Source organism: Isoptericola sp. NPDC057653, assembly GCF_042799955.1.
Lineage (GTDB): Bacteria > Actinomycetota > Actinomycetes > Actinomycetales > Cellulomonadaceae > Isoptericola.
Genome location: NZ_JBHVHP010000002.1, coordinates 99,489 through 118,730 on the forward strand (window position 1 = coordinate 99,489; position 19,242 = coordinate 118,730).

At 77.0% G+C, this 19,242-nt stretch carries 17 protein-coding genes; 9 read left to right on the forward strand and 8 right to left on the reverse strand.

The window, feature by feature from the left end:
* The first annotated feature begins 115 nt into the window (after nucleotides 1-115).
* From ACFU9A_RS11715 to ACFU9A_RS11735, 5 genes are all read left to right on the forward strand, one after another.
* Nucleotides 116-1,003, forward strand: a complete 888-nt coding sequence (locus tag ACFU9A_RS11715; RefSeq protein ID WP_430575461.1) for an ABC transporter ATP-binding protein — start codon at nucleotides 116-118, stop codon at nucleotides 1,001-1,003.
* Between the two features lie 91 nt (nucleotides 1,004-1,094).
* Nucleotides 1,095-2,081, forward strand: a complete 987-nt coding sequence (locus ACFU9A_RS11720; protein ID WP_430575462.1) for an ABC transporter substrate-binding protein — start codon at nucleotides 1,095-1,097, stop codon at nucleotides 2,079-2,081.
* Between the two features lie 13 nt (nucleotides 2,082-2,094).
* The gene (locus ACFU9A_RS11725; protein WP_430575463.1) at nucleotides 2,095-4,197 is read left to right on the forward strand and encodes an iron ABC transporter permease; all 2,103 of its coding nucleotides are present in this window, start codon (nucleotides 2,095-2,097) and stop codon (nucleotides 4,195-4,197) included.
* A gap of 72 nt (nucleotides 4,198-4,269) precedes the next feature.
* Entirely contained in the window at nucleotides 4,270-5,199 is a 930-nt protein-coding gene (locus ACFU9A_RS11730) for a universal stress protein (RefSeq protein ID WP_430575464.1), read from the forward strand.
* Nucleotides 5,200-5,253: 54 nt separating this feature from the next.
* Nucleotides 5,254-6,303: a siderophore-interacting protein gene (locus ACFU9A_RS11735; protein WP_430575465.1), complete on the forward strand. Its 1,050-nt coding sequence runs from the start codon at nucleotides 5,254-5,256 to the stop codon at nucleotides 6,301-6,303.
* Nucleotides 6,304-6,503: 200 nt separating this feature from the next.
* Here the strand turns inward: ACFU9A_RS11735 and ACFU9A_RS11740 are convergent, their stop codons facing one another.
* From ACFU9A_RS11740 to fabG, 5 genes are all read right to left on the reverse strand, one after another.
* The gene (locus ACFU9A_RS11740) at nucleotides 6,504-7,088 is read right to left on the reverse strand and encodes a YbaK/EbsC family protein (protein WP_430575466.1); all 585 of its coding nucleotides are present in this window, start codon (nucleotides 7,086-7,088) and stop codon (nucleotides 6,504-6,506) included.
* Nucleotides 7,085-7,615: a YbhB/YbcL family Raf kinase inhibitor-like protein gene (locus tag ACFU9A_RS11745; protein WP_430575467.1), complete on the reverse strand. Its 531-nt coding sequence runs from the start codon at nucleotides 7,613-7,615 to the stop codon at nucleotides 7,085-7,087. Before ACFU9A_RS11745 ends, ACFU9A_RS11740 begins: the two co-directional genes overlap by 4 nt.
* 55 nt (nucleotides 7,616-7,670) lie before the next feature.
* Entirely contained in the window at nucleotides 7,671-8,825 is a 1,155-nt protein-coding gene (gene argJ / locus ACFU9A_RS11750) for a bifunctional glutamate N-acetyltransferase/amino-acid acetyltransferase ArgJ (protein ID WP_430575468.1), read from the reverse strand.
* 187 nt (nucleotides 8,826-9,012) lie between these two features.
* Complete coding sequence (locus ACFU9A_RS11755) at nucleotides 9,013-9,477, reverse strand: MaoC family dehydratase (RefSeq protein ID WP_430575469.1); 465 nt, start codon at nucleotides 9,475-9,477, stop codon at nucleotides 9,013-9,015.
* Nucleotides 9,474-10,265: a 3-oxoacyl-ACP reductase FabG gene (fabG, locus tag ACFU9A_RS11760; protein ID WP_430575470.1), complete on the reverse strand. Its 792-nt coding sequence runs from the start codon at nucleotides 10,263-10,265 to the stop codon at nucleotides 9,474-9,476. The genes ACFU9A_RS11755 and fabG overlap by 4 nt, the downstream gene beginning before the upstream one ends.
* Nucleotides 10,266-10,624: 359 nt before the next feature.
* Here fabG and ACFU9A_RS11765 point away from each other — a divergent pair, with 359 nt between their 5' ends.
* Genes ACFU9A_RS11765 through ACFU9A_RS11780 form a run of 4 tightly spaced genes read left to right on the forward strand, consistent with a single transcriptional unit; the run spans nucleotide 10,625 to nucleotide 17,655 of the window.
* Nucleotides 10,625-11,479, forward strand: a complete 855-nt coding sequence (locus ACFU9A_RS11765; RefSeq protein ID WP_430575471.1) for a hypothetical protein — start codon at nucleotides 10,625-10,627, stop codon at nucleotides 11,477-11,479.
* Nucleotides 11,479-13,248 (forward strand): DNA polymerase Y family protein, encoded by a 1,770-nt coding sequence (locus tag ACFU9A_RS11770; protein WP_430575472.1) that lies wholly within the window; start codon nucleotides 11,479-11,481, stop codon nucleotides 13,246-13,248. The genes ACFU9A_RS11765 and ACFU9A_RS11770 overlap by 1 nt, the downstream gene beginning before the upstream one ends.
* The gene (locus tag ACFU9A_RS11775; RefSeq protein ID WP_430575473.1) at nucleotides 13,241-16,993 is read left to right on the forward strand and encodes a PHP domain-containing protein; all 3,753 of its coding nucleotides are present in this window, start codon (nucleotides 13,241-13,243) and stop codon (nucleotides 16,991-16,993) included. Before ACFU9A_RS11770 ends, ACFU9A_RS11775 begins: the two co-directional genes overlap by 8 nt.
* A 50-nt stretch (nucleotides 16,994-17,043) precedes the next feature.
* The gene (locus ACFU9A_RS11780) at nucleotides 17,044-17,655 is read left to right on the forward strand and encodes a GNAT family N-acetyltransferase (RefSeq protein ID WP_430575474.1); all 612 of its coding nucleotides are present in this window, start codon (nucleotides 17,044-17,046) and stop codon (nucleotides 17,653-17,655) included.
* Nucleotide 17,656: 1 nt separating this feature from the next.
* Here the strand turns inward: ACFU9A_RS11780 and ACFU9A_RS11785 are convergent, their stop codons facing one another.
* The 3 genes from ACFU9A_RS11785 to ACFU9A_RS11795 form a co-directional block, all read right to left on the reverse strand.
* Nucleotides 17,657-18,103 carry an ArsR/SmtB family transcription factor gene (locus ACFU9A_RS11785; protein WP_430575475.1) on the reverse strand — a complete coding sequence of 149 codons (447 nt, stop codon included), beginning with the start codon at nucleotides 18,101-18,103 and terminating at the stop codon, nucleotides 17,657-17,659.
* A complete protein-coding gene (locus tag ACFU9A_RS11790) occupies nucleotides 18,103-18,750 on the reverse strand; it encodes an SRPBCC family protein (protein WP_430575476.1) in 648 nt (215 codons plus the stop codon). Before ACFU9A_RS11790 ends, ACFU9A_RS11785 begins: the two co-directional genes overlap by 1 nt.
* A gap of 81 nt (nucleotides 18,751-18,831) precedes the next feature.
* On the reverse strand, nucleotides 18,832-19,227 hold the full coding sequence (locus ACFU9A_RS11795) for a hypothetical protein (RefSeq protein ID WP_430575477.1): 396 nt from the start codon (nucleotides 19,225-19,227) through the stop codon (nucleotides 18,832-18,834).
* Nucleotides 19,228-19,242: the final 15 nt, after the last annotated feature.

Consider the following 19,242-nt stretch of genomic DNA (forward strand, 5'->3'; position numbering starts at 1 on the left):
GTCATCGACGGTGGCCCGTGTCAACAGCTCCGGAGGGGGTGGCGTGACCCGAGTCACACAGAATTACGCAACAGGGGGATGACGAATTGTTTCGGTGAAGGTTAGCCTCACCTACGTGAGTCAGACCCTGGTGCCGTCGGTGCCCCCCGTGCTCGCCGCCCGCCCCGCCGTCGCGCTGGCCGGGCGCGACCTGCGGCTCTCCTACGACCGCCGCACCGTCGTCGACGGCGCCGCGATCGAGCTGCGGCCGGGCCAGGTGACCGCGCTGCTGGGCCCCAACGGCTCGGGCAAGTCGACGCTGCTGCGCTCGCTCGCGCGGCTGCACCGCCCCGACCAGGGCAGCGTCACCCTCGCCGACGCCGGCACCGCCGGCGCCGGCGGCACGGACGGCGACGGCGCGACCGACGCCCTGGCGCTGCACCCGAAGGACTTCGCCCGCCGGGTCACGCTGCTCTCGCAGAGCCACCCCACGCCCAGCGGCGTCACCGTGCGAGACGTCGTCGCCTACGGCCGGCACCCCTACCGCGGGCGGTTCCGCTCCGCCGACGCCGACGGGCCGCGCGCCATCGCGCACGCCATGGAGGTCACGGGCGTCGCCGACATGGCCGAGCGGGGCGTCGACGAGCTGTCCGGGGGCGAGCTGCAGCGCGTGTGGCTCGCGACCTGCCTCGCGCAGGACACCGGCGTCGTGCTGCTCGACGAGCCCACGACCTACCTCGACCTGCGCTACCAGGTGGAGCTGCTCGACCTGATGCGGGACCTCGCCGCCGAGCACGGCGTGGCCGTCGGCGTCGTCCTGCACGACCTCAACCAGGCCGCCGCCGTCGCCGACCACGTCGTGGTGCTGCACCGCGGCGAGGTGCGGGCCTCCGGCCCGGCGGCCGAGGTGCTCACCAGCGAGCTCCTCACCGAGGTCTACGGCATCCGCGTCGAGGTCACGACCCACCCGGACACCGGCCGGACCCGCTGCGAGGCCGTCGGCCGGCACGACGCGCGCGCCTGACCCGACCCCACCGAGACTCCCGCCGGCCCGCGCCGGCGGCCCCCGCGCGCCCGTCCCGCGGCGCGCCGACACGAAGGACACCGAGACACCCATGCGCACCTCCACCCGTTCGCTGCTCGCCGGCGCCACCGCCGCGGTGGCCGCCCTCGCCCTCGCGGCGTGCGGCACCACCGAGGACCCCGCGGCGGAGGCGGCGCCCGAGACGTCGGCCGCCAGCGGCCCCGTCACCTACACCGACGAGCGCGGCGAGCACACGCTCGACGCCCCCGCGACCGACGTCGTCTCGCTCGAGTGGGGCCTCACCGAGAACCTCGTCGCGCTCGGCGTGCAGCCGGCCGGCCAGGCCGACGTCAAGGGCTACAACACCTGGGACACCGTCGCCCCGATCGACGCGGGCACGCCCGACGTCGGCACCCGCGGCGAGCCGAGCCTCGACGCCATCTCGGCGCTCGAGCCGGACCTGGTCGTGACCACGACCGACCTGCCCGAGAACGTCATCAAGCAGATCGAGGAGGTCGCGCCCGTCCTGACGCTGCGCGGCTCGGACGGCACGGACCCGCTCGGGTACATGAAGGAGACCGTGACGACCCTCGGCGAGGTCACGGGGCAGCAGGACGCCGCCGCGTCCGCGCTGAAGGACTTCGACGCGAAGGTCGCCGAGGGCAAGTCCGCCCTCGAGGCCGCGGGCCTCGGCGGCGCCGAGTTCGCGATGGCCGACGGCTGGATCGCCAACGGCACGGTGTCCGTCCGCCTGTACACGCCGGGGTCGTTCTTCGGCGCGCTCGGCGAGGCCGTCGGCCTCAAGGACGCCTGGACCGAGGGCGGCGACCCCGACTACGGGCTCGCGCAGACCGACGTCGAGGGCCTCACGAAGCTCGGCGACGTGAAGTTCGTGTACGCCGCGAACGACTCCGAGGCGGACCCGTTCGCGGACGGTCTCAAGGACAACAAGGTCTGGAAGCAGCTGCCGTTCGTCACCGCGGGCGACGTGCACCGCATCCCGGACGGCATCTGGATGTTCGGCGGCCCGCTGTCGGGCGCCGCGTACATCGACGCGCTCGTCGACGCGCTCGCCTGACCGCCCGCCGCACGTGTCCGTGACCGTCTCCCCGCCGTCCGCCGCCCCCGCCACCGCGCCGGGGCGGCGGGCGGCGCCCGTCCGCGTGGCCGCGGCGTTCGTGCTCGCCGTCGTCGCCGTCCTCGTGCTGTCCGCCGTCCACCTCGCCCAGGGCACGGCGGACGTCGGCGCGCTGGACGTGCTGCGTGCCGCCGTCGGTGCGGACACCGACGGCACGGTCGCGGTGCTCCTGTCCTCCCGGCTGCCGCGCCTGCTCGCGGGGCTGCTCGTCGGGGTCGCGCTGGGGGTCGCCGGCGCGGTGCTCCAGTCGGTGGCGCGCAACCCGCTCGCCTCGCCGGACACGCTCGCGGTCAACGCGGGCGCCTACGTCACGGTGGTCGCGGCGGCCGCGCTCGGCCTCACCGTGCCGTTCTACCTGCAGGGCGGCCTCGCCTTCGTCGGCGGGCTGGCCGCCGCCGGGCTCGTGCTCGCCCTCGCCCGCGGCGGGGCGGACGGGCCCACGCGGCTCGTCCTGGCCGGGTCGGCCATCATGCTGGCCCTGCACTCGCTGACGATGGTGCTGCTCGTCCTCTTCGAGCAGGAGACCACCGGCCTGTTCGCGTGGGGCAGCGGCAGCATCGTGCAGTCCGGCACGCGGACCGTGAGCCTCGCCGCGCCGGTCGTCGCCGTCGGCGTCGTGGTCGCGCTGCTGCTCGCCCGCCGGCTCGACCTGCTCGGCCTCGGCGACGACGCCGCGCGCGTGCTCGGCATCGACGTGCGCCGCACCCGGGTGCTCGCGGTCCTGGCGGCGGTGCTGCTCGCCGCGATCGCCGTGACCGTCGCCGGCCCCATCGGCTTCGTCGGCCTCGCCGCCCCCGTCATCGCCCGGCTCGTGGGGCGCAAGGTGCCCGGCCTCGGCCGGCACGTGCTGCTCCTGCCCTTCGCGGCGCTCGTCGGCGTGATCGTGGTGCTCGGCTCCGACGTGCTGCTGCGCGCCGTCCTGCCGGGCCAGGCGTCCGTCGCGGTGCCCACGGGCGTCGTGACGACCGTGCTCGGCGCCGGGATCCTCGTGTGGATGGCGCGCCGCCTGCGCGACTCCGGGACCGGCGCGCGGGGCGCCCGCGGCGCGCTCGGCCGGCCCCGGTCGCGGGCCAGGGTGGTCACCGTGCTCGTGGTGCTGGTCGCCGCCCTCGTCGCCGCGGTGGTCGCCGGGCTCCTGCTGGGGGACCGGATCGTGCTGCTGGGCGACGTCGCGAACTGGGTCCAGGGCGCCGCCGGGCGGCAGGTCTCGTTCGTCCTCGACCAGCGCGTGCCGCGGGTGCTCGCCGCCGTCCTCGCGGGCGGGGCGCTGGCGCTCGCCGGGACGATCGTGCAGGCGGTGTGCCGCAACCCGCTCGCCGAGCCCAGCCTGCTCGGCGTGACGTCGGGCGCGGGCCTCGGCGCGGTCCTCACGATCCTGCTCGTGCCGGGCGTCGGGATCTGGTCCATGTCCGCCGCCGCCGGGATCGGCGCGCTCGTCGTCTTCGCCCTCGTGTACCTGCTCTCGTCGCGCGGCGGCCTCGGCTCGGAACGGCTCGTCCTGGTCGGGATCGGCGCGCAGGCGGGCACGACGGCGCTCATCACGCTGGTCGTCCTCGTGATCTCGCCGTGGGACGTCAACCTCGCGCTCACGTGGCTCTCGGGCTCCACGTACGGGCGCAGCCTCGAGCAGCTGCTGCCCGTCGCGCTGGCGCTCGTCGTGATGGTGCCGCTCGCCGCGACCTACCGCCGCGAGCTCGACGTGCTCGCCCTCGACGAGGACACGCCCCGCGTGCTCGGCCTCGCCGTCGACCGCACGCGCCTCGTGCTGCTCGCGGCGGCGGCCCTGACCACCGCGGCCGCCGTCTGCGCGGTCGGCGTCATCGGCTTCGTCGGCCTCGTCGCGCCGCACGCCGCGCGGGCGCTGGTCGGCGCCCGGCACACCCGCGTGCTGCCCGTCGCCATCCTGCTCGGCGCCGTGCTGGTGTCCGTCGCGGACACCGTCGGCCGCGTCGTCATCGCCCCCGGGCAGATCCCCGCCGGGCTCGGCACCGCGCTGCTGGGCGCGCCGTACTTCGTCTACCTGCTCTGGCGGTCGCGGGGTCGCGGCACCGCCTGACCCGGCCCGACCGACCGTCGCGGCGGTGCCGGCGCGGTGTCGAGCGGGGCCGCCCCGAGAGACGATGGCGGGGTGAGCGAGCACCAGGCCGCCCCGGTGGTGGTGGGCTACGACGCGTCGGGACCCGCCGACGTCGCCCTGGCGTGGGCGGCGCGCGAGGCCCGCATGCGCGGCGCCGTGCTGCGCGTCGTCTACGTGCGCGACGCCCACGACACGGGGACCGCCGTCCACCCCCACGGCGGCGACCTGGGGGAGCGTGGCGACGGCGGCGCGTGGCCGGTGGTCGAGGAGGCCGCGGCGCGCGCCCGCGACGTCGCGCCCGGCGTGGAGACCGAGACGTTCGTCGAGTACGCCTCGCCCGCCTCGGCGCTGGTGGGCGTGTCCGCCGACGCCGGCGCGCTCGTGCTCGGCGCGTCGCGGCACGGTGGGCTGTACGAGGCCGTGCGGGGGACCGTGGTGCTGCAGGTGACCGCGCACGCGCACTGCCCGGTCGTCGTGGTGCCCGCCGACGGGGTGCGCCCCGACCTGCCCCCGGACGCGCCCGTCGTCGTCGGCTACGACGGCTCGGAGCCCGCGGGGCTGGCGCTCGACGCCGCCTCCGGCACGGCGTGGGAGCTCGGGCGCACGCTGCGCGTCGTCGTCGTGTGGCGCCCGGGCGTCACCGAGTGGGTGACGTCGCGCGGCCCCTCCGAGCACGAGGGCCACGACATCACGGAGGCCGACGCCGGCACGGTGCTGGAGAAGGCGATGGCACGCGTGGAGGAGCGGCTGCGCGAGCGGGGCGCGGCCGACGGCGCCCTCGAGGTCGTGGGCCTGACCCGCGAGGGGCAGGTGGCACGCGTGCTGCACCGGGAGGCGGAGGACGCCGAGCGGCTGCTGGTGGGCACCCGGGGGCGCGGCGGCTTCGCCTCCCTGCTGCTGGGCTCCGCCACGCACACGCTGGTGCGGACGTCGGCCTGCCCCGTCGTGGTGGTCCGCGCGACGAGCGCGCCGTCGGTGTGATGCCGGTCACCCGGCCTTGCGGACCCCCGGCGAGGTGAGGTTAGGCTTACCACCGTGACCGAGACCGTCGAGGCGACCGAGCGCGCCGACCAGACCACGCAGCAGGTGGTCCCCGAGCAGCCCTACCGCATGTTCGACGTCACGGTCTCGCGCGTGATCCGGCTGTGTCCGTCGTTCATCCGCATCACGTTCACCGGCGAGGACCTGCACCTCTTCGCCGACAACGGCCGCGACCAGCGGATCAAGTTCCTCCTCCCCGCGCCGTGCGGCGGCTGGGAGTACCTCGACCGGCAGAACCCCGACTGGTTCACGTCGTGGCGCGCGCTCCCCGAGGAGCGTCGTAACCCGCTGCGCACCTACACCGTCCGCACCGTCCGCCAGGACCTGCGCGAGGTGGACGTCGACATCGTGCTGCACGGCGACACCGGGCCCGCCTCCCGCTGGGCCAACGGCGCCAAGCCGGGCGCCCCGCTCGTCATCATGGGCCCCAACGCCGGGTACACCGACGGCCCGCACGGCGGCCTCGAGTTCAACCCGCCGCAGCGCAGCCACGCGCTGCTGCTCGCCGGCGACGAGACCGCCGTCCCCGCGATCGCGGCCATCTGCGAGTCGCTGCCCGACGACGCCGTCGGCGAGGTCTTCCTCGAGGTCCCGCACCGCGAGGACCGCTGGACGCTGGCCGCGCCCGCCGGCGTGCGGATCTCCTGGCTGCCGCGCGAGGACCGCGAGCACGGCGACGTGCTCGTCCCCGCCGTGAAGGAGGCGGCCGACCGGCTGCTCGCCATGGGCGTGCGCCCCTCGTCCGACGCCCCCGTGGCGCCCGAGCTGCTCGAGACCGAGGGCGACCGCCCGGCCCTCACCGCCGCCGGCGTCGACCTGGACGGCGAGCTGCCCGACGTCGACATCGACGCGGACATCCTCTGGGAGGTCCCCGTCGACGCGACCGGCCAGCCGCTCGCGCAGGACACCGTGCTCTACGCGTGGCTCGCCGGCGAGGCCGGCTCCATCAAGACGCTGCGCCGCTACCTCGTCTCCGAGAAGGGCGTGGACCGCAAGGCGGTCGCCTTCATGGGCTACTGGCGCCGCGGCCGCGCGGAGTGCTGAACGCGGAGTGCTGAACGCGGAGTCTTGAACGCGGAGTCTTGAACGCGGAGTCTTGAACGCGGAGTCTTGAACGCGGAGTCATGAACGCCGAGTCATGAACGCCGAGTGCTGAGCGCCCCGCGCGCCTGACGGCGAGGCCGAACGACGACGCCCCGCCCCCCACGACCGGGGGGCGGGGCGTCGTCGTCCCCGGGGCGGGGTCAGCCGCGCTCCACGCCGAGGTCCTCGATCACCTCGACGCCCGGCAGCGCGCACAGCAGCTCGCCGGGCATGAGCAGCTTGGAGCGGCGCACGCCCGAGCCCATCAGCGCCAGCGCGCCGGGCGCGGCGAACCGGGAGTCCACGAGCACGCGCCACGCGGTGGGCAGACCGACGGGAGTGATGCCGCCGTACTCCATGCCGGACTCCGCCGTGGCGCGGTCCATGGGCAGGAACGACGCCTTGCGGGCGTCGAGGAGCTTGCGCACCCGGGTGTTCACGTCGGCGAACGTGCGAGCCGTGACGACGCACGCCGCGACCCGCTCCACGTCGCCCCGGCGGCCGGCCACGACCACGCAGTTCGCGGACGCCTCGGGCGGCAGGCCGTGCAGCGCGTTGAGCGTGGCGGTGTCCGCATGGTCCGGGTCGATCTCGACCACCGCGACCTGCCGGGCCACCCGGTCGTCGTCGGCCGCCCAGGACTCGAGCGCGGCGCGCACCGGGTCGGCGAGCAGGCCCGGGTGCTCGAGAGCCGGCGCCCAGGCGAGGTCGCCGAGGGCCGGGAGCCCGGCCGTGGCGCCGCTCATCGCCGGAAGGTCGCCGTGAGCGTGGCGCGCGCGAGGGTGTGGAAGTAGACGTTGAACGCCACGTGCACCGGGCTGTTCGCCTCCGACAGCCCGAGCGACGGCACGTCGAGCGCGTGCACGGCGAACACGTAGCGGTGCGGGTGGTCCCCGGGCGGCGGGCCGGCGCCCTCGAAGCCGGGGCGCCCGCCGTCGCTGGGCACGTGGAACGCCCCGGCGGGCAGCCCGGCCCCGCCGACCGCGCCCGCGTCGCGGGCCAGGGACGTCACGTCCGCGGGCACGTCGGCGACCGTCCAGTGCCAGTAGCCCGACGGCGTCGGGGCGTCCGGGTCGAAGCAGCTCACCACGTACGAGCGGGTGCCCTCCGGGGCGCCGGACCAGGCCAGGTGCGGCGACTCGTCGGCGCCGTCGACGCTGAAGTCGACGTCGAGGGGCTCGCCCTCCGCGACGTCCGCGCTCTTCAGCGTGAACGTGGTGGGGACGGGGAGCAGCGAGTACGGGTCGGGAGGAAGCGGGCGCTCGAAGTCCATGCCGGTCATGGTGCCCGACCACGGTCGTGCTGGCCAGGGCGCGACGACCGGCGGGTCAGGAGGTGTAGTCGGCGTTGAGGCGCACGTACCCCTCGGTCAGGTCGCAGCCGTAGACGGTGAACGCGCCGGCGGCGGTGCCGAGGTCGACCCCGATGACGACCTCGTCGGCCCGGAGGTAGTCGGCGGCGCGCGCCAGGAGCGCGTCGTCGGGCTCGGCGGGGTGCATGGGCAGGTCGCCGAACGCGATGCGCACGCGCGCCGGCTCGACGTCGGTCTCGGCGTCGAGCTTGCCCACGGCCATGGCGACCCGGCCCCAGTTCGGGTCCGCGCCGTGCACCGCGGTCTTGACCAGCGGCGAGTTGACCACGGCCTTGCCGACCCGCCTGGCCTGCGCGTCGTCGCGGGCCCCGGTGACCCGGACCTCGATGAGCTTCGACGCGCCCTCGCCGTCGGAGGCGATCGATCGGACGAGGTGCAGCGCGCACTCCTCCAGCGCCTCCTCGAACGCCGCGAGGTCGACGGGGCCGGCGAGCCCGTTGGCGAAGACGGCCGCCGTGTCGCTGGTGGACGTGTCGGTGTCGATGCTCAGCGCGTTGAACGTCCGGTCCATGACCCGGCGGAAGACGGCGTCGAGGTCGTCGGCGGCGACGTCGGCGTCGGTGAAGAAGAACGTGAGCAGGGTGGCCATGTTCGGCTCGATCATGCCGACGCCCTTGGCGATGCCGGTGAGGACCGCGTCGCCGACGCGGACGCTCCGGTGCTTGGGGCGGGTGTCGGTCGTCATGATCGCGGCGGCCGCGGCGGGGAGGTCCGCCTCGGGGAAGGGCCAGCGGAGGGAGTCGATCCCGGCCCGGATGCCGTCCATCGGATAGGGCCGGCCGATCACGCCCGTGGAGCCGATGACCAGCTCCTCGGGGGCGATGCCGACGACCTCGGCCACCCTGCGCCGCACCTCGGCGGCGTGCTCGGCGCCGACCGGGCCGGTGGCCACGTTGGCGTTGCGCGAGAGGACGACCATCCCCCTGCTGCGCTGCGCCGGGGCGGACCCGCGGCTCAGGAGCACGCTCGGCCCGGCGAACCGGGACCGGGTGAACACCGCGGCCGAGCGGGCCGGCACCTCGGACACGACGACGGCGAAGTCGTGACCGCTGTCCTTGAGGCCCATGTTCATGGTCGTGCTGCGGAATCCCCGGGGGGTCAGCGGCTGCATGGTCGGCGCACCTCCGTGACGGGCCGGGAGGCGACGACACCTCAGCGACCGCTGCATGATGATGCTGTGAACCGTACATGTATGCGACCGATACGGGAAGATGGGGGCGATACTGGGACTCCATCGATGCATAGATATGCATCTGGTGCTGCGCATCCCCGGACGGCCGTGCCGTCCGGGGCGCCGCCTAGGGAGCCGGGACGTAGAGCGCCAGGGTCTGCGCGACGAGGGCCGGCCGCTGAGCGCCCTCGATCTCGACGGTCACGGTCGAGGCCAGCCGCACGCCCCGCGCGACGGTCTCCGCGCCCGTGAGCTCCGTGGCCGCGCGGACGCGCGCGCCCGCCGGCACGGGTGCGAGGAAGCGCACCCGGTCCAGCCCGTAGTTCATCGCCATCGCGGTGCCGCCCACCTCGACGAGCGACGACGCCAGCCTTGGCAGCAGCGACAGGGAGAGGAACCCGTGCGCGATCGTCGTGCCGAACGGGCCGGACGCGGCGCGGTCCGGGTCCACGTGGATCCACTGGTGGTCCTCGGTGACGTCGGCGAACGCGTCGATCCGCGCCTGGTCCACCGTGAGCCAGGCGCCGGTGGCCCGCCGCCCGACCGCGTCCGCGAGCTCGGCGGGGGAGGCGACGCGGATCGGTGCGGTCACGCCTTCGGCCCGCCCGCGACGTAGAGCACCTGCCCGGAGACGTACCCGGCCTCCTCGGAGCAGAAGAACGCCACGGCGGCCGCGATGTCCTCGGGCCGCCCGGCGCGACCCACGGGCACGTCCTTCGCCGCGGCGGCGAGGTAGTCGTCCAGGGTCATGCCGATGCGCGCGGCCGTCGCGGCGATCATCTCCGTGGCGACGACGCCGGGCGCGACGGCGTTGGCCGTGACGCCGAACTTGCCCAGCTCGATCGCGAGGGTCTTGGTGAAGCCCTGCATGCCGGCCTTCGCGGCGGAGTAGTTCGCCTGGCCGCGGTTGCCGAGGGCGGACGTGCTGGACAGGTTGACGATGCGGCCCCAGCCGGCGGAGACCATGTGCGACTGCACCGCGCGCGACATGACGAAGGCGCCCCGCAGGTGCACGCGCAGCACGGCGTCCCAGTCGTCCTCGGACATCTTGAACAGCAGGTTGTCGCGCAGGATGCCGGCGTTGTTGACCAGGACGGTGGGCGCGCCCAGCTCGTCGGTCACGCGGGCGACGGCGGCCTCGGCGGCCTCGGCGTCGGCGACGTCCGCGCCGATCCCGATCGCGCGGCCGCCGGCGGCGACGATGCCCGCGGCCGTCTCGGCGGCCTGGTCCTCGAGCAGGTCGAGGACGGCGACGGCGCGCCCGTCGGCGGCGAGGCGGCGGGCGGTCGCGGCGCCGATGCCGCGGGCTCCTCCGGTGACGATCGCCGTGCGGGTCGGGGTGGGCTGCTCGGTGGGCTGCTCGGTGGGCTGCTCGGTCATGCGTGGTCCTTCCTCGGGTGGAGGCGCGGGGGCCGGCGCAGGGCGGGGCGGGACGTCGCGTCGGGCGTCTGCACGGGCACGACCTCCTCGTCGCCGCGGTGCTCCTCCGGCCGGGCCGGGGGTCGCCGCGCGGGGTGTGGCGCGGCGAGGAGAGCGTACGACGACGTGCGGTCGGTGCGCGGCGGCGGGGTGACGGCGCGGCGTCCGGGGCGCGGACCTGCGCGGTTGACAGGTCGGCCGCGCCCGACGTCTACTGGCAGTGTTCGAACAAGCGTTCGAACGCGACGCGGCGTCGCCCGTCGTGCTGGTCTGGCCCGTCCGGGGTGCTCGCGCACGTCGGGGGCCCGGGAGGAGGTCGCGTGACGGTCGTCGCACCTCCGCGCACCGCGGCTCCCGCCCCGGCCGCCGCACCGGCCCAGGACCGCGCGGCCGTGGCGCGCGCCGCGCTCCGCGCCGCGGAGCACCGCACCGGGCACCACGCCGGACGCCAGGCCGGGCACCACACGGGTCAGCACGCCGGGCCCGGCCGGGCGACCGAACCCCGCGAGGCCCGGCTGCTGCCGGTGCACCCGGGGCTGACCGGCCTCCTACCCGGGGGCGGGCTGGCCGCGGGCACCGTGCTCGCGGTGCACGGCTCGACCACGCTGCTGCTCGCCCTGCTGGGCGAGGCGTCCCGGGCCGGGGCGTGGGTCGCGTTCGTCGGCACGCCGGCGGTCGGGATGCTGGCCGCCGCCGACGCCGGGATCGCGCTCGGACGGACCGTGCTCGTGCCGGCCCCGGGCCCGGACGCGCCGGCGGCCCTCGCCGCGCTGCTCGACGGGATGGACGTGGTGGTCGTCGGCCCCGGCGCCACGCTGCTGGACGCCGACCGGCGTCGCCTGGCCGCGCGCGCCCGGGAGCGGGGCGCGGTGCTGGTCGCGCAGGCGGCGTGGCCGGGCGCGCACGTCGCCCTCGAGGCGCGCGGCGGCACCTGGTCCGGCGTCGACCACGGGTCGGGGTGGCTGCGCCGCCGCACCCTGCGGGTGCGCCGCACCGGGCGCGGCGCCGCCGCCCGGCCGGTCGAGGTCGAGGTGGACGTGCCGCTGCGGGTCGAGCGCGTGGTCGGGGGCGACCCGGCGGGTCTCGACGCGGGTCTCGGCGCGGGTCTCGACGAGGGGCTCGGCTCGCCCGCTGCGGAGCGCGGCGGGCCGGGCGCCCGGCTGCGGGTGGCGTGATGGCTGCGACGTCGGGTCCTGCGACGGCGCCGGACGCCGCAGCGCGGGGTGCGACGACGCCGGGCGGCACGACGGCGGTCGGGGTCCGGACGGCCGTCGTGTGGGTCCCGGACTGGCCGGTGGTGGCGGCGCTGGCGGGCGCGGGCCTGGACGCGCACGTCCCGGCCGCGGTGCTCGGCGCGCGGTCGGGCGGCGGATCGGGCGCGGGGCACAGCGTGGTGGCCGTGTCCGCGGTCGCGCGGGCGCAGGGGGTGCGGCGCGGGATGCGGCGCCGGCAGGCGCAGGAGCGGTGCCCCGAGGTGGCGCTGCTGCCCGCCGACGACGCCCGCGACGCGCGCGAGTTCGAGCCCGTGGCGCTCGCCGCCGAGACGGTGGTGGCGGGGCTCGAGGTGGCGCGTCCCGGCCTGCTCCTGCTGCCGGCGGGCGGGGCCGCGCGCTACCACGGCTCCGAGCTCGCGCTGGCGCAGGCCCTGGTGGGCGCGGTCGCCGCGCGCACCGGGTACGAGAGCCAGGTGGGCGTGGCCGACGGGCTGCTCGCGGCGGTGCTCGCCGCCCGCGAGGACGCCGTCGTGCCCGCGGGCGGGTCCGCGGCCTTCCTCGCCGACCGCCCGGTGGGCGAGCTGGTGCACGCCGTCTGCGACCCGGCCGGGGTGGCCGCCGTGCGCGAGGCGGCGGGGCTGTGGTGGCGGCTGGGGCTGCACACCCTGGGCGACCTGGCCGCCCTGCCCGCCCCGAGCGTGCAGGCCCGCTTCGGCGACCTGGGCACCTGGGCCCAGCGACTCGCCCGCGGGGAGGACCTGCGCCCGCCGGCGCGCCGCCGCGTGGAGGAGGACCTCGCCGTCGCCGAGGAGCTCGACCCGCCCGCCCTGCGGGTCGACGTCGCGACCTTCGCCGCGCGCCGCCTGGCGACCGCGCTGTACGACCTGCTCACCGCCCGCGGCCTGGCCTGCGGGCGCCTGCGCATCACCGCGCGCACGACGGCGGGCGCGGACCTGGGCGGGGACGACGTCGGCGGGGACGCCGAGGGCGCCGTGCTGGAGCGCGTGTGGCGCACGGACGACGGCGCGGCCGGCGGGATGAGCGCGGCGCGGATCACCGACCGCGTGCGGTGGCAGCTCGAGGGCTGGCTCACCGCCGCCTCCGCCCGGCGCGGGGGGTCGGGCACGGACCCGGTCGTCGCGCCCATCGCGCACCTCGCGCTGGCGGCGGAGGAGGTCGTCCCGGCGACCACGCACCAGCCCGGCCTGTGGGGCGCGGACGCCGGCGAGGGGGAGCGCGCCCGGCGCGCCCTCGGCCGGGTGCAGGGGCTGCTCGGCGGGCACGCCGTGCTCACGGTGGAGCTGCAGGGCGGCCGCGGCCCCCGGGACCGGGTGCGGCTCGTGCCCTTCGGCACCGAGGGCGGCGCGGGCCGCGACCCCGACCTGCCCTGGCCCGGCGCCCTGCCCAGCCCCGCGCCCGCCGGCCTGCCGGACGACCCGGTGCCCGCACGGGTGCTCGACGCGGCGGGGCACGACGTCGTCGTGGACGCCCGGCTCGCGATGAGCGGCGAGCCGGCGGCCGTCGTGTGCGGTCGTGACCCGGGCGGCCCCGGCGCGCGGGAGGCGGCCTCCGTGACGGGCTGGGCCGGGCCGTGGCCGCTCGCCGAGCGCTGGTGGGCGGCCGGCGGGGGCGCGCGCCGCGTCTACCTGCAGGCGGTGCTCGACGACGGGCGGGCGCTGCTGCTGGCGCAGTCCGGCGGCCGGTGGCAGGTGGAGGCGTTCTATGACTGAGGCGACGGGGAGCGCCGGCGGGCGCCCGGGCGGCTACGCGGAGCTGCACGCCCACTCGGCGTTCAGCTTCCTCGACGGCGCCTCGCACCCGGAGGAGCTGGCCGCCGAGGGCGCGCGGCTGGGGCTGGAGGCGCTGGCCCTCACCGACCACGACGGGCTGTACGGCGTGGTGCGCTTCGCGGAGGCGGCCCGGAAGGTGGGGCTGCCCACGGTCTTCGGAGCCGAGCTGCACCTGCCCGCCCCGCTGACGCCCGGGGCGGCGCCCGGCACGGCGGGGAGCCGCCCGGTGCTCGACCCGCCCACCGGGCTGCCCGACCCGCGCGCCACCCACCTGCTGGTCCTCGCCCGCGGCGACCAGGGCTACCGCAACCTGTCCCGCGCGATCGCCACCGCGCACCTGGAGGCGGGGGTCAAGGGCAAGGCCCGCTACGACCTCGAGCAGCTCGGCGCCGAGGCGGGCGGCGAGTGGCTCGTGCTCACCGGGTGCCGCAAGGGCGCCGTCCGGCGCGCCCTCACCGCCCCCGGGCCGGGCGGCGGCGTCGCCGCGGCGCGGCGCGAGCTCGACCTGCTGACCGCCACCTTCGGCCGCGACAACATCGCGGTCGAGATCACGGCGACCGGCGACCCCCGGGACGCCGACCTGCACGCGGCGCTCGCGGCGCTGGCCCGCGACGCGGGCGTGCCGCTCGTGGCGACCACCGACGCGCACTACGCCCGCCCGCGCGACGCCGACCTCGCGGGCGCGCTCGCCGCGGTGCGGGCGCGCTCCTCGCTGGACGGGCTGGACGGCTGGCTGCCCGGCGGCCCGGTGGCGCACCTGCGCTCGGCCGCCGAGATGCGGTCGCTGCACCGCCGGCACCCGCAGGCCGTCGCCGCGGCGGCGGCGCTCGCCGCCGAGTGCGCCTTCGACCTGCGCCTGGTGGCGCCGAACCTGCCGCCCTACCCGGTGCCGGACGGCCACGACGAGGCGAGCTGGCTGCGCGAGCTGGTGCGGCGGGGCGCCACCGACCGGTACGGGCCGCGGCCGGACGCCGGGCCGGACGCCGGGCCGGATGCCGGGCCGGACGACGGTGGGGTGGGCGCCGCCCGGGCGTGGGCGCAGATCGACCACGAGCTGCGCGTCATCGAGGACCTGACGTTCCCCGGCTACTTCCTGGTCGTCTACGACCTCGTGGAGTTCTGCCGGCGCGAGGGCATCCTGTGCCAGGGGCGGGGGAGCGCCGCCAACTCGGCGGTCTGCTACGCCCTGGGCATCACGGCGGTGGACGCGGTGAAGCACGGCCTGCTGTTCGAGCGCTTCCTCGCGCCCGAGCGCGACGGCCCGCCGGACATCGACATCGACATCGAGTCCGGGCGCCGCGAGGAGGTCATCCAGCACGTCTACGCGACGTTCGGGCGCACGCACGCCGCGCAGGTCGCGAACGTCATCTCCTACCGGCCGCGATCGGCCGTGCGTGACGCGGCCCGCGCGCTCGGCTACGACGTCGGGCAGCAGGACGCCTGGAGCAAGTCCATCGAGCGCTGGGGGTCGCTGCGCGGGCCGGACCCGGCCAGCCCGGCGGCCGACGCCGCGGCCGGGGCCGCGCGGGCGGCGGCGGGCGCACCGGAGAACCGGACGGCGGCCAAGGACGAGCGCGTGGCCGCGCTGTGGGGGCCGGCGGAGACGCTCCCGGACGGGCCGCTCGGACAGCCCGGACAGCTCGGGCAGGGCGGACAGGGCGGGCAGGGAGGACGGGGCGGGGGCCGCGCCGACCGCCCGCACGCGGGTCACCAGCCGGGGCGTGGCCGCCGCGACTGGTCGCCGACGCTCGGCCACCGGCAGGGCCCCCGGCCCGACGGCGACGAGGGCCGCCGGCGGGTCGTGGACCCGCTCGCGACGGACGAGGGCGAGGTCCGCCGCGCGGACGACTCCCACGACGTCGTGCCCGGCCGGCGCCCGCCGTCGGCCGCGGAGGAGGGGCAGATCCCCGCGCCCGTGCTCGACCTCGCCGAGCGCATGCTGCGTCTGCCCCGGCACCTGGGCATCCACTCCGGCGGGATGGTCATGTGCGACCGCCCGGTGATCGAGGTCTGCCCCGTGGAGTGGGCCCGCATGGAGGGGCGCACGGTGCTGCAGTGGGACAAGGAGGACTGCGCGGACGCGGGGCTGGTGAAGTTCGACTTGCTCGGCCTCGGCATGCTCACCGCGATCCGGTACGCGTTCGACTCGGTGGCCGCGCGCACGGGCGAGCAGCTCACGCTGCACGGCCTGCCCGACGACGACCCGGCGGTGTACGACCTGCTGTGCGCCGCCGACACCGTCGGGGTGTTCCAGGTGGAGTCGCGCGCCCAGATGGCCACCCTGCCGCGCCTGCAGCCGCGGGAGTTCTACGACATCGTCGTGGAGGTGGCGCTCATCCGCCCCGGGCCCATCCAGGGCGGGTCGGTGCACCCGTACATCGAGCGGGCGCGCGGCCGGGAGCCCGTGACGTACCTGCACCCGCTGCTCGAGAGCTCCCTGCGCAAGACGAAGGGCGTGCCGCTGTTCCAGGAGCAGCTCATGCAGATGGCGATCGACGTCGCGGGCTTCACCCCCTCCGAGTCGGACCAGCTGCGGCGCGCGATGGGCTCCAAGCGGTCGGTCGAGCGGATGGAGGCGCTGCACGGCCGGCTCCTGGAGGGGATGCGGATGAAGGGGGTCGACGACCCGGTCGTGCGGGAGGCGATCTACGACAAGCTCAAGGCGTTCGCGGACTTCGGGTTCCCCGAGTCGCACGCCTACTCGTTCGCGTACCTCGTGTACGCGAGCTCGTGGCTCAAGGTGCACCATCCGGCCGCGTTCTACGCCGGGCTGCTGGCCGCGCAGCCGATGGGCTTCTACTCGCCGCAGTCGCTGGCCGCGGACGCCCGCCGCCACGGCGTGCAGGTGCTGCGCCCGGACGTCAACGCGTCGGGGGCGCTCGCGGGCGTCGAGCGGCTGCCCGGGCACGACCCGGCGGACGCGCCGGCCGGCCCGGCCGCGCCGCCCGCGGGGGAGTTCGGCCCGCCGCCGGACCCGGCGCTCGCGGTGCGCCTCGGGCTGTCCGCCGTGCGGGGCGTCGGGGACGACCTGGCGGAGCAGATGGTCGCCGAGCGCACGGAGCGCGGGCCGTTCCGCGACCTGCGCGACCTGGCTCGCCGGGTGGGGCTCAGCACCGCCCAGCTGGAGGCGCTCGCGACGGCCGGCGCCACCGAGGGCCTCGGCGCGGGGCGCCGCGAGGCGCTCTGGGCCGCGGGGGCCCTCGGCCAGGAGGGGCCGGGCACCCTGCCGGGCGTGTCGGTCGGGGTGGACGCGCCGACGCTGCCGGGCATGACGGAGCTCGAGGTGGACGTCGCGGACGCCTGGGCCACCGGCATCACGCCGGGCTCGACGTCGCCGCTGGAGCACGTGCGCGAGGGCCTGGAGCGCGCGGGGGTGCTCACCGTCGCGCAGGCGTGCGCCACGGAGCCCGGCCGGCGGGCGGCGGTGGGCGGCGTCGTGACGCACCGGCAGCGCCCGGGCACGGCCGGCGGCGTGACGTTCCTGTCGCTCGAGGACGAGACCGGGCTGCTCAACGTGATCTGCACCGCCGGGCTGTGGCGGCGCTTCCGCACCGTGGCGCGCAGCGCCCCGGCCATGGTGGTCCGGGGCCGGATCGAGAGCGCCGACGGCGCGGTCAACCTGCTCGCGGAGCACCTCGCGCCGCTGCGGCTGCCGGTGGCCACCCGGTCGCGGGACTTCCGGTGACGGCGGCTTCGCGTGGGCGGAGGTCAGGACCGCCCCCTAGCCTGGCGGGCATGACCTCCGGGCTCCGGATCGCCCCGGCGAGCGCCGACCGGTTCGACGACGTGGTGACGATGCTCAACCCGCGCGGCCGGCCGCAGGCGTGCTGGTGCCTGCACTGGCGCCAGCCGCGCGGGATGCCCGTCGACGGCCGTCGTGAGCACCTGCGCGACCTGTCGGGCCGCACCCCGGCACCGGGGCTCCTCGCCTACCTCCCCGACCCGGAGCACGGGGAGGAGGGCGAGACGGTGGTCGGCTGGGTGGGCCTCGCGCCGGTGTCCGCGGCGTCGTCGCTCCAGCGCTCGCGGGTGCTGCCGCGGGTCGACCCGGACGACTGGCCGACGACGTGGGCCGTCATGTGCTTCGTCGTCCGGCCGGGGTACCGCCGCCGCGGCGTCGCCCGCGCCCTGCTCGCCGCGTCCGTGGACTACGCCCGCGAGCACGGGGCGCACGCCGTGCAGGGCTACCCGGTCGAGCCGGAGCCGGGACGGCGCGTCCCCGTCAGCGCGGCGTTCGTGGGCACCGTCGACCTGTTCGAGTCGGTGGGCTTCGACCGGGTCGACGAGACGTCCGCGACGAGCGGTCGCCTGCCGCGGTGGGTCCTGCGCCGCGAGCTCTTGCCCTGAGTCAGCCCGCCCGGTCCGCGGTGCCCTCCGCGATGCCCTTCCCGGTGCCCTCGGCGCCGGCGCCCGTGCCGCGGCCCGATCCCTGTCGTCGTGCCCGCCGGCCACGGGCCAGCTCGGTCTCGAGGGCGTCGAGCGGCTGGGCGAAGGGCTCGCCGAAGCGGGCGAGCCAGAGGCGTGCGACGTCGAGCCCGGCGTCGTCGACGGCGTAGTGGCGGCGGGTGCCCTCCGCGCGCACGGTGACGAGGCGGGCGTCCCGCAGCACGCGCAGGTGCTGGGAGACCGCGGGCTGGGAGATGCGCGCCTCGGCCCGCAGGGTCTCGACCAGAGCCCCGGCGGGCTGCTCACCGGCGGCGAGCAGCTCCAGGAGCCGGCGCCGGACCGGGTCGCCCAGCGCCTCGAAGACTCCGCGCCGGGCCGCTGCCGGTCCGTCGCCCGCGGCCTGGGTCATCAGGCCTCCGGCGCCGTGGTGTAGAAGGCGACGGTGCGCTCGGCGGCCGCGCGGGCGGCCTCGGGGGCGTCCCCGTCGGCGACGGCGGCGTCGGCCCATCCCGTCGCGGCGAGGCGGGCGAACGCGACGCCGTCGGGGGAGAGGGACCACGCCTCGGCGACCTGCGGGTCGATCGGGGTCGACGGGTCGGCGACGTGCAGGCCGAGGCCCATGAGCCCCAGGTCCCAGCCGACGCCGGTGGCGCCCGGCCCGTACTGGTCCCACAGCTCCTGCGGCACGGACGCCTCGTGCACGAGCTCCAGCACGGTGCCGTCGACGGCGGGCGCCAGCGACACGGTCAGCCACGACACGGACCCGGCGAACTCCCAGGTCACGGCGAATCCCTCGGGTGCCGCGCAGCGCTCGACGGTGCCCCCGGCGTTGCCCTCGAGCTGGTAGCGGCCGCCGACGGCGAGGTCGCCCGTGACGGGCAGGAACCAGCGCCGGATGCGCTCGGGGGAGGTGACGGCGTCCCACAGGTCGTCGCGGTCGGTGGCGTAGGCGCGGCGGGCGACGGCGATCTTGGTCGGCGCGCCGTCGCGCTCGCCGGTGCGGATCTCCCTCGCCACCAGGCCGGCGGTGGCGACCGGGTCGATGGTGATGGTCATGTCGGCTCCTCGGTCTCGGTTCTCTATAAGTTGACACTTATAGAGAATCACGGATCGCGGCCCGGGGGAAGAGGGGGCGGCTCAGTCGACGGGCGCGACGACGCACACGACGAAGGTGGCCCGCCCGCGCCGCAGCAGGTAGCGGACCTCCTCGCCGGCCCGCTCGGCGGCGAGCTCGTCCCGGTAGCTCCATCGCACGTCCACCCAGAGCAGGCCCCAGCCCGCCTCGTCGACGGCGCGGACCTCGGGGACGGCGGCCACGGCGTCAGCGGCGGTCACGGCCGCGGGCCGCTCCCGGTGGAGCGCCAGCACCTGCTCGGGCGACGTCACGACCGTGGAGACGGACTGGCCGACGTGCAGCACCGGGAGGTCGAACCGCTCGGACAGGTCCTCGAGGTCTCGGGCGCCCAGCGCCAGGCCGAGGCCCGCGAAGAAGGTCGCCAGCGCCTCGTCGTCGTACGCCGCCGGTGCACCCATCCGTCCACGGTAGTC